Raw genomic sequence first — 13,563 nt, 5'->3', positions numbered from 1 at the left:
CACAAGCAGCAAATTAAAGGGATGGTTTCACAAATCACGCGTGGCATAAAAATATCAGTATCAACCAGTTTTGAAGGCACTTACTTCAAAAACTACCGCATACAGTTCGCTTTTTCCTACGAGATCACCATCGAGAACCACAGTAAGGATTCCGTACAGCTCAATACCCGCCACTGGGAAATATTCGATTCCCTGAATGACATTGAAATAGTTGACGGCGAAGGCGTTATTGGCAAAAAGCCGGTACTCAAGCCGGGTGAAAAGCATACCTACAGTTCAGGCTGCCTGCTGGCATCGCCATTCGGTGCCATGAGGGGTTACTTCAGCATGGTCAACTTTACTTCCACACGTACATTTAAGGTCATTGTGCCTACTTTTAGATTGAGCGCGCCGTTTGCTTTAAACTAACAACTTTTTCAGGAATTCATATTTTTTGTTGCCTTTTTTGCAAATTGGCGATGAATAATTTCCCGTATATTTGCAATACCAAAATTTAATCCTTTAAACTACATACCATTATGCCAAAAGGAATATACAATGTGCCTAGGGCCATTAACGAACCTGTTAAGACCTATGCTCCGGGGACAAAAGAGCGCGAGCAGGTACTTGCCACTTTTAAAGAAATGTACAATACCACTGTGGATGTGCCGCTATACATCGGCAGCGAAGAGATCCGCACCGGGAAAACCAAAACTATAAACCCGCCGTTCGACCACAAGAAAACCGTGGGCCAATACCATGAGGCGGAAAGGGAGCATATTGAAAAAGCTATTACTGCCGCGCTTGCCGCAAAGAAAAAATGGGCCGCTATGGCTTGGGAACACAGGGCATCGATATTCCTCAAGGCTGCCGAGCTGCTTGCAGGGCCTTACCGTGCCAAGATCAACGCCGCGACCATGATAGCGCAGGCTAAGACAATGCATCAGGCCGAGATCGATGCGGCTTGCGAGTTCATCGACTTCCTTCGTTACAATGTGGAGTTCATGACACAGATCTATGCCGAGCAGCCTGTATCGTCAGAAGGTATCTGGAACCGTATGGAGCACCGCCCCCTTGAAGGTTTTGTATATGCGGTTACGCCTTTCAACTTTACGGCCATTGCCGGTAACCTCCCGGCCTCCCCTGCCCTAATGGGTAACGTGGTGGTTTGGAAACCAAGCGCCGCACAGGTATATAGCGCCAACGTGATCATGGAGGTGTTCAAGCTTGCCGGATTGCCGGACGGTGTTATCAACATGGTACATGGCAGCGCATCGATGATAAGCGATGTGCTGATCTCGAGCCCTGATTTTGCCGGAGTACACTTTACCGGGTCTACAGGCGTTTTCAACGACATCTGGACAAGTATTGGCAAGAACATAAGCAAATATAAAACGTATCCAAGGATCGTGGGAGAGACAGGCGGCAAAGACTTTGTTGTGGCGCACCCATCATCTATCCCTGCCGAAGTAGCTACCGCACTTTCGCGTGGCGCTTTCGAATACCAGGGCCAAAAATGTTCGGCAGCATCAAGGGCATATATACCACAGTCGCTGTGGCCGGCAGTTAAAGAGCATTTGCTTAAAGATATGGCTTCGTTCAAAATGGGGTCTCCGGAAGATCCATCCAATTTTGTGTCGGCTGTAATACACGAGACATCGTTCAACAAGCTTGCGAAATACATCGATGAAGCCAAAAATGCTCCGGATGCCGAGGTTATCGCTGGCGGCGGGTATGATAGATCGGTTGGCTATTTCATAGAGCCAACGGTTATCGTAACCACCAACAAAAAATATGAAACACTGTGCACAGAACTTTTCGGGCCTGTACTCACCATATATGTTTACGAAGACAGCCAGTGGGAAGAAACACTAAAACTGGTAGATGAAACCTCACCGTATGCACTTACAGGGGCAATATTCAGCCAGGACCGCTACGCAATTGAGGAAGCCACAAAAGCGCTTGAGAACAGTGCAGGTAACTTCTATATCAACGACAAGCCTACAGGTGCCGTTGTAGGGCAGCAGCCATTTGGCGGCGCCAGGGCATCGGGCACGAACGATAAAGCCGGATCAGTGCTCAATCTATTACGCTGGGTATCCCCGAGAACGATCAAGGAAACTTTTGTTCCGCCAACAGACTACAGGTATCCTTTCTTAGGATAGCTTAAGACTATATAAACAAAAAGTTCCCGCTACAACGGGAACTTTTTTTATTCTTGACATGTAAGGATATTTCCTTTGAGATAATTTGTGTTTTAGAACGCCGTACTGATCTGCATTGACAAACCTGTACTCTCCGGTACAAAACGGCATACACCGCCTACGCATACGAGTCCGCCGCGCTGCCTGCCGTAATTAAGAGCGATACGGGTAGCACCGATCCTGTAGGCGCCTCCTACGTTGTAGTAATGCACCTGTTTCTTCTCATCATCATTACCGTAGTTCATGATATCCCATACATAGAGGGAATATTTGTCATTGATGTTAAGCTCAACAGTACCGCCTGCCCAGTTCTTAAAATCGGCATCGGCCCACATGTGCTCGGCCTCAACGCGTATTGATTTCGAAGGGGAAAAATTATAGGTCGCTTCGGCGATCACGATATTGGTATTTACCTCTTCGCCGCCCTGAAGCCATTCTTTGTTATAATACTGGTTGATGTAGCTAAAAGCAGTATGCCAGCTTTCGGACAGCTGCTTCTTCACTTCAATGTTGTAGTCGGAAAAATATTTCTGGCCTACGCCAAAGAAGTTCGTCTCATACTGCGCGGGATTGAACCTATACGAGCCGGGCAGGTTGTACCAGCTTGAAAGGTTCAGTGCGACTTTTGTGCCATACTTACCTCCAAGCGTCGTCTCTTTCGCAAAATCGTAAAAGATATCGATCTGCCCACCCGTTTCGCCTGACATCATAATGGTAGGATCTACAAAGCTTACGCGGCTCTGTGCCTGAAATACATAAATGTTGGCAAGGTTAGAGTGGTGCTGCTTGGTGAGCGCCGGTGTGTAATTAAGGACTTTGTCGTTAAAGTTAAGACTTGTAGAAAGGCCATCGCCCGCGCTGGTAGGTGTCCTCTCCGAAAGGAAGCCCATATTTTCCAAACGCCGCAGCGTAGCATCGATACCCAACCCTTCTTTAGAATAACCGAAATTGAGCAGCACGGCATTACCCGGCTTCACAAAATTATAGTTGAGCGTATTGAGCGCATTCAGCAAAATATCCTTCTGCTTGTAGTTGTACTCGCCCGAAATGTAGAACGAATTGTGTATGAAGTTGAACCTTCCTGCAAAAGCGTTCGTAAGCTCATCTACAGGTGGGTTAGGCATGTCTATTTTTTCGTAACGCCCCACATAGCTTGCACCCACCGAAAGGTCGGAGGTCTCGAACTTAAAGAGCTGGCTAAGGTTAAGATCAGAATCGAAGCCATACACATCGCCATGCGCCACGTCAAAACCTGTACGCTGGCGGCCATATAAAGCAGTAAGCCTTATGTTATCCGACGGGCGAAACAGTATCCTTCCGCCGCGAAGCGCGGTGTTGATCCCCAGCGCCCTGTCTTCCCAGGCACGCAATAGCAGGCCGCTGCCGAACTGCTCGTAAAAATAGCCGGCGGTAGCTTCGAATTTATCAGATTTATAGCTGGCATAATAGGTCGCAAGGTCGGTACCTTTAAAACCGGGATTGTAGTTAAGCAATGCATTGGGCTCATAGGACTCTACCTGAACACCTGCTGTAAACTTACCGATCTGGTAGTTGACCAAAAGGTAATTGTTGGAACGGATAGGGTCTTCAGGATGTGACAGACCACGTTCCTTATCATTAAGGTACCATTGCGAGTTGGACTCAAATCCACCGAATACTTTGCCGTGATCCTTTTTTGGTATGGAATCATTTTCCTGCGCACAAAGGCTGCCTACGGAAAGCGAAAGGAGCAGTAAGGATAATTTTCTCATCGATCTAGAGCTGCTTCAGTTTATTATACAGCTCCTTTTCGGCACCCTGGCTGTATCCATTGTGTACATATACCACTTTTTTGTTCTTCACCACAACAGTATAAGGAACATTGGCGATCGCCAAAGCCCTCTTCAGGTCCTGGTTGGTGTCCAGCAATACATTATAAGGCCACTTTTTCCCGTTAAGCAGTGGCTTCACGCGTTTTTGTGTCCGTGCGTCGTCGATAGATACGGCAATAACCTCCATATTAAGTTCTTTTGACCATTGCGCATAATGCTCATTAATGGCATCAAGCTCATTGATGCATGGAACGCACCAGGTAGCCCAGAACGTAAAGACATAAAGCTTGTCTTTTTCGGCAAAGTCGGTCTTCACATTGTAACTCTTATTCTTCTCCGATTTAAGGGTTACGTTTGGCATTTCCTTTTGTGCAAATGCTGAAGCAGAAAGGAATAAAAAGAGTACTAGTAACTTTTTCATTTTTGTTTAGTTAAATAGACATAAATAGTTGCGGGGCAATATTAAAAAAATTTTAACTGGAAAAAGCTATTTTTAAGGAAAATTATAACCCTATAGGACTGATAGAATTATAAAAATCACAACATTATACCCAAAAACCTACTTTTTATAACATTTTCCGCACTCATTTTTTAACATTTGCTTCTTTTTTAAATATTTTCTTTGATTTTTTTTTGGATAACGATTTTTTTACATAATTTTCGCCTCTATTACAACGGGATAACTAAACTATTAAACTTGATCACATGAAAAAAACTCTACTTTTAGGATTGCTTGCTTTGGGCAGCTACACCGCCAGCGCACAAATCGCGAACGGTACTGCAGCACCGGATTTTACGGCTACTGACGTTAACGGAGTGACGCATAATCTTTACGATTACCTGAACCAGGGAAAAACAGTTATATTGGACATTTCGGCAACGTGGTGCGGCCCGTGCTGGAACTACCATGGCTCCAATGCACTTGCTAACCTGCATAATTCTTACGGGCCGGGAGGTTCTAATGAGGTTGTGGTCCTTTTTGTAGAAGGTGATCCGCAGACTACCAGTGCAGACCTACAGGGAAGCGGACCAAATACACAAGGCAACTGGCTGGAGCACTCTCCGTATCCTGTGATCGATAATGGCTCGATATCAACCATCTTTAATCTTGAGTATTTTCCTACAGTTGTAAGGATTTGCCCTGACGGCATAATGACCGAGATCGGCGCACTTGGCCTTGCCGACCTGAAGTCAAGCATCATGGGATGCGGCGGACCGCTTGTAGGGATCGCAAGCCATGCCTCGATAGCTCCTGCAGACCAGTCACTATGTGCTGCACCTGAAAGCCTTACAATGCAGGCGAGGATGAGGAACCTTGGCAACAACCAGATAACCGCCGCAACAGTTGTTCTTAAAGAGAACGGAACGGTAGTGAGTACAAAAAACTATACCGGGAACCTGGGCTTTGGTACAAGTACCAACCTTAGCTTTACCAATGTTGCGCTTAACCCTGCTGCAGAATATGAGGTAGTTATACAGGACATTAACGGTGCAGCACAAACGAATGAAAACATTTCAACACATGACCTTCATATCAATGTAGCCCCACAAAGCCCGAACGTTATCGAAGTAAGGGTGCATACAGGCAACTATCCTACAGAAATGAAATGGAACATAAAAGGAAGCAACGGTACCGTAGTAGCACAGGCAGGCCCTTATGCAGGTAATCCTAACGGTGGTGGCGCTGATGCGAATACAACAAAGATACACACATTCACACTGCCGGAAGGTACTGACTGCTACTCAGTAGAACTTCAGGACACTTATGGCGACGGATGGATGTCTGGCAGCGGCCAGGGTATTGAAGTTTTTGCAGGCGGTACGCTTGTAGCTTCTAAAATGAACCCGGGTAACTTTGGCACAAGCCTTGTATTAGAGGCTGCTTTTGTAACCAACGGAGTTATGGCTACGCCAAATACAGCGCTGAAAGGATTTGCGATCTACCCTAACCCGTCTACAGGAGTATTCAACCTTACTACACAGGAGGCTGTAGATGTGACCGTACTTGACATTACAGGCAAGGTGGTACAAACTGCAAAAGGCCTTTCGGATGGCAGCACCCTGAACCTGGGCGGACTTCAAAAAGGTATGTACATAGCTAAGATAAACGGCGCGGCATCTGAAAAAGTTGAGAAACTTATAATACAATAATTGCTTTAAAACATAAATTTTGAAAATGCTATCGGGAGCAGGCAACTAACCCCGATAGCCTTTTTCATAAAAAATAATTGCTTAATTTTAATACCATCATGAAAAAACTTCTACTTATCGCAGGATTGTTGCTAAGCACCCTGACGCAGGCGCAGATAACAGTTACCTCCGGCTCAAATACCATAACGAACGGCGAGGAACTGGTGTTCAATACCCTTGGCAATAATGCCAAAATGCAGATATTGGTAACAAACAATACACCTGAAACAGTGTACTACAGACTACAGCTTGTATCTGTAACCAATAACACAAGCGGCATTGCCGGAAAAGCAGGAGATATCCAGCTTTGTTTTGGAGCCCTTTGCTATACTGACATAGGCGGCGGAAATTATTATCCTAATTATGCTGTGGAACTTACTGCGAACGGAGGACACAATGATGAGGCTGACCATTTCCTTAATGCTTACACAGGCGATGCAACAGGCGATGTGGTGTACAACTTCAGGGTGGTGCAGGTAGATGCCAACCAGGCAATACTAAACGAAGTTGTAGCGTTCTCGTACAGGTACTCGTCTACAGCATCAACAGCTGATCTTGCTTCACTGCAAAAAATGGGTATCAGCCTTGGCAGCAATATCGTGACCAATGCTTTGGATATCACTGCTACGCAAAATGCTAAATTGGAACTCTTCAACATCAATGGCCAGGCGGTTAAAACGGCTGCCATCACTTCGGGCTCACAGTCGGTAGACGCATCGGTACTTGCGGCAGGTGTTTACATTGCAAGGTTTACCAACGAGGAGAACAAAACGTCCCAAATAAGGATCGTAAAAAACTAATATAATGTACAGCCCTGTATTGGGATGACTGTAGAAAGAATACAATGAAAAAGAATATTATCCTGCTTTTCCTGACTTCGCTGATGCTTTCGGCCTGTTCTTCCGAATATGAGATACTCAAATCGGTAGAGGCAGTGATCCTGACAGCCGATAGTTCGATAAAAGCTGTTGACCAGACAATTACCTTTACCGTAAAAGACAACACCGGGGCCGACCTTACCGGTGAAGCGACCCTATATGTAAATGGCGAGGAGATCGAAGGCAATATGCTGACCTCGGCCACCGTTGGCACTTTTGAAGTAACGGCAAAGTATTTGGGTGTAAGTTCTGCGGCGCTGCCTGTAAGGTTCCATGACGGCTCGGAGACCAACTTCGTGAGGCGTGTGCTTATCGAGGATTATACCGGGACATGGTGCGGATACTGCCCAAGGGTGGCTTACGGCATTGAACTGGCAAAGGAACAAAGCCACAATGTGGTTCCTGTAGCCATACACAGGCCAAGCAGTAACCCTGCCAGTCCAAGCTACGACCCCTATAATTACAACACCGGTGAACTTGAGGAGATCATCAACATTCCGGGATATCCAAAAGGTATGCTTAACCGCATGACCCAATGGAACTTTCCTGAGCCTGACAACATTGCACAGGCCATAGGGCTGACCCAGGGTGGCAGTAAAATGGACCTTGCACTGGAAACAACTGTTTCGGGCGGGACGATGAATGTAGATGTGAACGTAAAGTTCAGCCAGGATTTCAGCAACCTGAAGCTGGTGGTATATGTACTTGAGAATGGGCTTATTTATGACCAGCACAACTACACCACCTATTACGGCGGCGTAGACATCCTGGTGAACTACCAGCACAACCACGTGCTTAGGGGAGTACTTACCCCTCTTTTGGGTGAGGCTATCGCCAGTACCGAAACCGTACTTAACAATGTATACACAAGATCATTCAGCGTACCTGTACCTGCAAATGTTGCCAATGCAGCGAACTTAGAGTTTGTTGCGTTCGTGGTAGACGCGCAGGGTAAAGCCATCAACGTAAGGCATGCCGGGCTTAATGCCAGCCAGGAGTTTGAGGAGATGTAAAAATATTTTCCATAAAAGAGAAGCCCCGCTAAAAAATCGGGGCTTCTCTTTTATCCTTGATATTTGAGCGGCAGGTGCACCACTTTTTTGGTTTCGAAAAATTCGTCTTCAAAATGACCGGAGAGTTCATATAGTGTTGCTTTAGGGAAATCCTGCAGCTCTTCGGCCAGGTCGCCGCCTTTAAGGTATAATATGCCATTTGGCAGTTCGTGTACCTGTTCCTTTTTTATCCTGTCTTTTACCCATTGTACAAAATCGGGCATATTGGTCACGGCACGGCTCACAATGAAATCGAACTCCTCCTTAACATTTTCGGCACGCATCTGCTCAGCCTTTACGTTCTGCAGCCCCAGTGCATCAGCGACTTCCTGAACCACCTTTATTTTTTTGGCAATGACATCAATAAGGTAAAAATTGGTCCCGGGGAATAGAATAGCCAATGGTATGCCCGGGAATCCTCCGCCTGTACCCACATCGAGCACACTCGCACCGTGTTTGAATTCCATAACCTTTGCAATACCCAGCGAATGCAAAACGTGCCTCGTATACAGTTCGTCAATATCCTTCCTTGAGATCACATTGATCTTCGCATTCCACTCCTCATATAAAGATGCTAATTTTTCAAACTGGTGCAGCTGTACCTCAGTAAGGTTTGGAAAATGTTTGATTATCTCCTCCATTATTTTTACTTTTCGCAAAAGTAGTCAATTGGCGTGATATTTGTCACTTAGTTTGTTTTCAGCTTTGATAATGATTACCTTTGGAAACCAAGTTATATAATTTTTTTATGAATATCAGCCCTCCTGTTTTTTCAAAAAACGACTCGATAAAATTTTTTCGTACGCTCAATAAACGCGTGAACGATTACTTTAAGGACAACAACATCAAGAAGACCGGCAACTGGCAGCTGCACCTGAAAGCCGTTATAATGTTCACACTTTTCTTTGCGCCCTACTTCATCATCCTTACGCTTGATATCCCTGTGTGGGCACAACTACTGCTTACGATAGTAATGGGTATCGGCATGGCCGGAATAGGCATGAACGTAATGCACGATGGCAATCACGGATCGTACTCTTCCAGGTCATGGCTCAACAAGATCATGGGCGGAAGCCTTTATATCCTTGCAGGCAACGTTAATAACTGGCAGGTACAGCACAATGTGCTACACCATACCTACACCAACATCCACGGTCACGATGAAGACCTTGATGCGGGCCGGGTGATACGTTTTACAGAATCTGCCAAATGGAGCTGGTTCCACAAATTCCAGCATTATTATTCCATTTTCCTATACGGCCTCCTAACGTTCAACTGGGCGATCACAACTGATATCAAGCAAATGAGGCGTTACATTAAGAGAGGATTGTCTTACGGGAAATTCCAGAGCCCGATACAGCAATGGACCGTTTTGGTGATCACCAAACTTATTTATATCACAGTATGGCTTGTAGTCCCTATGCTGCTCGGCATATTATGGTGGAAAGTACTCATCGGTTTTTTTGTAATGCATTATGTAGCCGGACTTATACTTAGTGTGGTTTTCCAATTGGCACACGTTGTTGAGGAGACAGCCAACCCGGTACCGGACGAGAATGGTGAGATGGAGAATACCTGGGCCATTCACCAGCTGTACACCACTGCCAACTTTGCACCAAAGAACAGGATAATTAACTGGTTTACCGGTGGCCTGAACCACCAGATAGAGCACCACATTTTCCCGAACATAAGCCACATCCATTACGGAAAGATCGCCGAGATCGTAAAGGCTACGGCAAGAGAGCACAACCTGCCGTACCACGAGTTCAGGACTATGCGCGAAGCAGTAGCCGCACACTTCAGGCATTTAAAAGAGCTGGGGATGAAACCCGCCATGAATTAATACTAACGACCATTAAACGACACACATGAACGCGCTTTCAGACAGGATCAACAACCTTTCCACTTCGCAAACCCTTGCTATGGCCGCTAAAGCCAGGGAACTTAAAGCACAGGGTAAAGACATCATAAGCCTTAGCCTTGGCGAACCGGACTTCAATACACCGGACTTCATTAAAGAGGCCGCCATACAGGCCATCCATGATAATTACAGCACCTACTCGCCCGTTGATGGCTATGCAGAGTTGAAGGAGGCTATTTGCCGAAAATTCAAGCGCGACAATAACCTTGACTACAAGCCGTCGCAGATCGTTGTGTCTACGGGCGCCAAGCAGTCCCTGTACAACATTGCCCAGGTAATGCTGAACGACGGCGATGAAGTGATCCTGCCCGCACCCTATTGGGTAAGCTACTTTGAGATTATTAAGCTTTCAGGTGGTATACCGGTAGAAGTGCCTACATCTGTAGATACTGATTTCAAGATAACCCCGGAACAACTTGAAGCAGCCATTACACCAAAAACAAAAATGATGTGGTTCAGCTCGCCCTGCAACCCAAGCGGCTCGGTATACAGCCGAGAGGAGCTTACCGCATTGGGCAAAGTATTGGACAAGCATCCCAACATTTATATCGTATCCGACGAGATATATGAACATATCAATTTCTCAGGTACGTTTTGCAGCATCGGGTCAATTCCCGGGCTTTTTGAAAGGACTATTACCGTAAATGGCGTAGCAAAAGCTTTTGCCATGACCGGGTGGAGGATAGGTTACATTGGCGCGCCTGAATTCATTGCCAAAGCCTGTACCAAAATGCAGGGGCAGGTGACCAGCGGCGCGAACAGCATTGCGCAGCGTGCTACCATCACCGCAGTGGATGCCGACCCATCCGTACTTAATGATATGGTAAAAGCGTTCCATAGCAGGAGGGACCTCGTAGTAGGCCTACTGAAAGAGATACCGGGCGTAAAGATCAATGTACCCGAAGGGGCATTTTATGTATTCCCTGATGTATCCTCCTTTTTCGGAAAGACACTTAATGGCGTAACCATAAATAATGCCGACGACCTGAGCATGTACCTGTTGGAGCATGCCAATGTCGCGACCGTAACAGGAGATGCGTTCGGGAACCCTGACTGCATCCGTTTCTCCTACGCCACCAGCGAAGATGTGCTCACCGAAGCACTGAAAAGGATAAAAGAAGCGTTAGCTTAACCATACTGCCCCAAATTTTGGGGCTTTTTTTATATTATCAAATAATACATAATGCAAAAAAAGATCTTACTCCTCGGTAGTGGGGAACTCGGAAAGGAATTTGTGATCGCCGCACAGCGTATGGGGCAGAAAGTAATTGCCGTTGACAGCTATGAAGGTGCACCCGCCATGCAGGTAGCCCACGGCTATGAAGTGATCAACATGCTCGATGGCGATGCGCTGGATACTATTGTTGCCAGGCACCAGCCTGACTTCATTGTTCCCGAGATAGAAGCCATACGCACCGAACGTTTTTACGATTATGAAAAGCAGGGAATCAACGTAGTGCCATCGGCAAAGGCGGCCAACTATACCATGAACCGGAAAGCGATACGCGACCTTGCAGCCAAAGACCTTGGCTTGCGCACGGCCAACTACCGCTATGCCACATCTGCCGAAGAGCTGCAAAAGGCTGTTGCCGAAGTAGGCATTCCCTGTGTAGTAAAACCCCTTATGTCCTCATCCGGCAAAGGCCAAAGTACTATTAAGGCGGAAGCCGACATCCAAAAGGCATGGAGTTATGCTGTTGAAGGCTCACGCGGCGATGTTGTAGAAGTGATAGTCGAGGCATTCGTAGCGTTCAATTCGGAGATAACACTGCTTACCGTAACACAAAACAATGGCCCTACCCTATTTTGCGCACCGATCGGGCATAGGCAGGAACGCGGCGATTACCAGGAGAGCTGGCAGCCCGCCAATGTTCCGGACAAAGACATTACAGAGGCACAGGACATGGCCCGCAAAGTAACTGAAGCGCTTGGCGGCGCCGGATTATTTGGTGTAGAATTTTTCCTTGCCGATGAAGGAGTATATTTCTCGGAATTGTCACCACGTCCCCATGATACCGGTATGGTAACGCTTGCAGGTACGCAAAATTTCAATGAGTTCGAACTGCACCTGCGTGCGATACTAAGCCTGCCGATCACAGAAATTACTCTGGAGAAGGCCGGGGCAAGTGCAGTGATACTGGCGTCGGAAAATAGCGACAACCCTACATTTACAGGGATAGAAAATATAGCCGCCCTGCCACGAACCGACTTCAGGCTTTTTGGCAAGCCTACATCGAGGCCCTACAGGCGAATGGGGGTAGCGCTGGTAAGCGATAAATTGGGTACAGACATTAAACAGATAGTTGAAAAAGCCAGTAGGGCCGCGGCCTTGGTTAATGTTAATAAATAATATGCGGCGCGTGAAATTTTTCCGTTAAAAAGTATATTTTTACAAAAATTAACAACCTTTAATTATGAAAAAATTATTTGCAGTATTAGCGCTATTTTCGCTAACACTTTTCGTATCATGTAGCGGTGGAGATACTCCTGAGAGCGTTGCCGAAAAATTCATCATGGCAACTTCAAAAGGCGAGTTTGAAGAAGCAAAAAAATACTGTGACGAGAATACAGCGTCTATGATCGGTATGATGGCAGGCGCCATGAGCGAAAAAGACAAAGAAGAAGCTAAGAAAATGGAAGTAAAGATGGACGTTATCTCTACAGACATTAAAGAAGATACAGCTGTAGTAAAATACAAGATGACTGCTAAAGGCGAAACCTCACCTGAGCAAAAAATGGACCTTAAGAAAGTTGATGGCGAATGGAAAGTTACCATCAACAAAGAGGGCATGAAATAAAATACCTTCGCCGTGAATAACGGCTGTTGATTATGAAAAAGCACCGTATGATAAAAAAGATCTTCTTTGGCATCGCGGTGCTTTTTTGCATTCTTATAATTGCATACAAAGCTTTTTTTTACTTTGACAGTCAGTCGGAACAACGTGGAATTGCCCTCAACAAAGATGTAACCCGGCTTACTGCTGATGAAATGGCACAATTGCAGGAAGGAGACATCATACTACGCAGGGGATTTGGCTTTTTCAGCGATTACATCTCGGAGAACCTTAATGATGGCGGTACGATCGATGTAACCCATGCCGGCATCCTCGTTCGTCGTAACGGCAGCTTCCACGTCATACATTCCCTATCTTCGGATGTTACTAAAATAGACGGGATGCAGATCCAGCCGCTGGAGACGTTCCTGGAATATTCGACTCCCGATAAGATCATAGTGACCCGCGCCAAGAATACGGATACCGCTAAAGGTATTAAGATCGCTAAACTGGCCGAAAGCTACCTTGGAAGGCACATACCCTTTGACCATAACGGAAAATTTGACGATTGCAATGAACTTTTCTGTACCGAACTCGTATGGCAGATACTGGAAAAAGACCTGCATTGCATTAATATCCCTACAGAGCCCGAAGCACGGAAGAGTTTCTTTTACTCCATGGTACCAATGTACAGCACCGATTATTTTGACATCAAAATAAACCAGTTCCGCCCCGTAAAATAAAAGATCCTTCC

General features: G+C 46.1%; 13 protein-coding genes. 10 read left to right on the top strand and 3 right to left on the bottom strand.

From position 1 onward, the window contains the following. Positions 1–21 precede the first annotated feature (21 nt). Both apaG and pruA read left to right on the top strand, forming a co-directional pair. Positions 22–408: a Co2+/Mg2+ efflux protein ApaG gene (gene apaG / locus ACT6R0_RS07245; RefSeq protein ID WP_444653018.1), complete on the top strand. Its 387-nt coding sequence runs from the start codon at positions 22–24 to the stop codon at positions 406–408. A gap of 110 nt (positions 409–518) precedes the next feature. Beyond that, entirely contained in the window at positions 519–2,144 is a 1,626-nt protein-coding gene (gene pruA, locus ACT6R0_RS07240) for an L-glutamate gamma-semialdehyde dehydrogenase (protein ID WP_444653019.1), read from the top strand. A gap of 92 nt (positions 2,145–2,236) precedes the next feature. Here pruA and ACT6R0_RS07235 read toward each other — a convergent pair whose 3' ends face one another. Then, the gene (locus ACT6R0_RS07235) at positions 2,237–3,934 is read right to left on the bottom strand and encodes a DUF6029 family protein (protein WP_444653021.1); all 1,698 of its coding nucleotides are present in this window, start codon (positions 3,932–3,934) and stop codon (positions 2,237–2,239) included. A 4-nt stretch (positions 3,935–3,938) separates the two neighbouring features. Beyond that, positions 3,939–4,415 carry a TlpA family protein disulfide reductase gene (locus tag ACT6R0_RS07230; RefSeq protein ID WP_444653022.1) on the bottom strand — a complete coding sequence of 159 codons (477 nt, stop codon included), beginning with the start codon at positions 4,413–4,415 and terminating at the stop codon, positions 3,939–3,941. Positions 4,416–4,699: 284 nt separating this feature from the next. Between ACT6R0_RS07230 and ACT6R0_RS07225 the strand changes: the two genes are divergently transcribed. The 3 genes from ACT6R0_RS07225 (at position 4,700) to ACT6R0_RS07215 (ending at position 8,075) form a co-directional block, all read left to right on the top strand. Beyond that, the gene (locus tag ACT6R0_RS07225) at positions 4,700–6,145 is read left to right on the top strand and encodes a T9SS type A sorting domain-containing protein (protein ID WP_444653024.1); all 1,446 of its coding nucleotides are present in this window, start codon (positions 4,700–4,702) and stop codon (positions 6,143–6,145) included. A 98-nt stretch (positions 6,146–6,243) separates the two neighbouring features. Next, on the top strand, positions 6,244–6,984 hold the full coding sequence (locus ACT6R0_RS07220; RefSeq protein WP_444653025.1) for a T9SS type A sorting domain-containing protein: 741 nt from the start codon (positions 6,244–6,246) through the stop codon (positions 6,982–6,984). Positions 6,985–7,028: 44 nt separating this feature from the next. Continuing rightward, positions 7,029–8,075, top strand: a complete 1,047-nt coding sequence (locus ACT6R0_RS07215) for an Omp28-related outer membrane protein (protein ID WP_444653026.1) — start codon at positions 7,029–7,031, stop codon at positions 8,073–8,075. Positions 8,076–8,125: 50 nt separating this feature from the next. Here the strand turns inward: ACT6R0_RS07215 and rsmG are convergent, their stop codons facing one another. After that, positions 8,126–8,755, bottom strand: a complete 630-nt coding sequence (rsmG, locus tag ACT6R0_RS07210) for a 16S rRNA (guanine(527)-N(7))-methyltransferase RsmG (protein WP_444653027.1) — start codon at positions 8,753–8,755, stop codon at positions 8,126–8,128. A 107-nt stretch (positions 8,756–8,862) separates the two neighbouring features. Here rsmG and ACT6R0_RS07205 point away from each other — a divergent pair, with 107 nt between their 5' ends. The 5 genes from ACT6R0_RS07205 to ACT6R0_RS07185 all read left to right on the top strand — a co-directional run bounded on the left by ACT6R0_RS07205 (position 8,863) and on the right by ACT6R0_RS07185 (position 13,552). Continuing rightward, positions 8,863–9,957: a fatty acid desaturase family protein gene (locus ACT6R0_RS07205; protein ID WP_444653029.1), complete on the top strand. Its 1,095-nt coding sequence runs from the start codon at positions 8,863–8,865 to the stop codon at positions 9,955–9,957. Between the two features lie 25 nt (positions 9,958–9,982). After that, positions 9,983–11,167, top strand: coding sequence for a pyridoxal phosphate-dependent aminotransferase (locus tag ACT6R0_RS07200; protein WP_444653030.1), 1,185 nt, complete (start codon positions 9,983–9,985; stop codon positions 11,165–11,167). Positions 11,168–11,218: 51 nt separating this feature from the next. Continuing rightward, positions 11,219–12,385: a formate-dependent phosphoribosylglycinamide formyltransferase gene (gene purT / locus ACT6R0_RS07195; RefSeq protein ID WP_444653031.1), complete on the top strand. Its 1,167-nt coding sequence runs from the start codon at positions 11,219–11,221 to the stop codon at positions 12,383–12,385. A 64-nt stretch (positions 12,386–12,449) separates the two neighbouring features. Then, positions 12,450–12,833, top strand: a complete 384-nt coding sequence (locus tag ACT6R0_RS07190) for a DUF4878 domain-containing protein (protein WP_444653033.1) — start codon at positions 12,450–12,452, stop codon at positions 12,831–12,833. A gap of 47 nt (positions 12,834–12,880) precedes the next feature. After that, complete coding sequence (locus ACT6R0_RS07185; protein ID WP_444653034.1) at positions 12,881–13,552, top strand: YiiX/YebB-like N1pC/P60 family cysteine hydrolase; 672 nt, start codon at positions 12,881–12,883, stop codon at positions 13,550–13,552. Positions 13,553–13,563 lie beyond the last annotated feature (11 nt).

The sequence above is a fragment of the Flavobacterium sp. genome, assembly GCF_052437795.1.
In the GTDB taxonomy this organism is placed as follows: Bacteria; Bacteroidota; Bacteroidia; order Flavobacteriales; family Flavobacteriaceae; genus Flavobacterium.
Note: the sequence above shows the minus strand (reverse complement) of the source record. Positions and strands in the feature narration are given on the sequence as shown.

Coding starts and splice junctions, on each gene's coding strand:
- apaG (WP_444653018.1), top strand. CDS start 22: ATGGTTTCACAAATCACGCGTGGCATAAAAATATCAGTATCAACCAGT.
- pruA (WP_444653019.1), top strand. CDS start 519: ATGCCAAAAGGAATATACAATGTGCCTAGGGCCATTAACGAACCTGTT.
- ACT6R0_RS07235 (WP_444653021.1), bottom strand. CDS start 3,934: ATGAGAAAATTATCCTTACTGCTCCTTTCGCTTTCCGTAGGCAGCCTT.
- ACT6R0_RS07230 (WP_444653022.1), bottom strand. CDS start 4,415: ATGAAAAAGTTACTAGTACTCTTTTTATTCCTTTCTGCTTCAGCATTT.
- ACT6R0_RS07225 (WP_444653024.1), top strand. CDS start 4,700: ATGAAAAAAACTCTACTTTTAGGATTGCTTGCTTTGGGCAGCTACACC.
- ACT6R0_RS07220 (WP_444653025.1), top strand. CDS start 6,244: ATGAAAAAACTTCTACTTATCGCAGGATTGTTGCTAAGCACCCTGACG.
- ACT6R0_RS07215 (WP_444653026.1), top strand. CDS start 7,029: ATGAAAAAGAATATTATCCTGCTTTTCCTGACTTCGCTGATGCTTTCG.
- rsmG (WP_444653027.1), bottom strand. CDS start 8,755: ATGGAGGAGATAATCAAACATTTTCCAAACCTTACTGAGGTACAGCTG.
- ACT6R0_RS07205 (WP_444653029.1), top strand. CDS start 8,863: ATGAATATCAGCCCTCCTGTTTTTTCAAAAAACGACTCGATAAAATTT.
- ACT6R0_RS07200 (WP_444653030.1), top strand. CDS start 9,983: ATGAACGCGCTTTCAGACAGGATCAACAACCTTTCCACTTCGCAAACC.
- purT (WP_444653031.1), top strand. CDS start 11,219: ATGCAAAAAAAGATCTTACTCCTCGGTAGTGGGGAACTCGGAAAGGAA.
- ACT6R0_RS07190 (WP_444653033.1), top strand. CDS start 12,450: ATGAAAAAATTATTTGCAGTATTAGCGCTATTTTCGCTAACACTTTTC.
- ACT6R0_RS07185 (WP_444653034.1), top strand. CDS start 12,881: ATGATAAAAAAGATCTTCTTTGGCATCGCGGTGCTTTTTTGCATTCTT.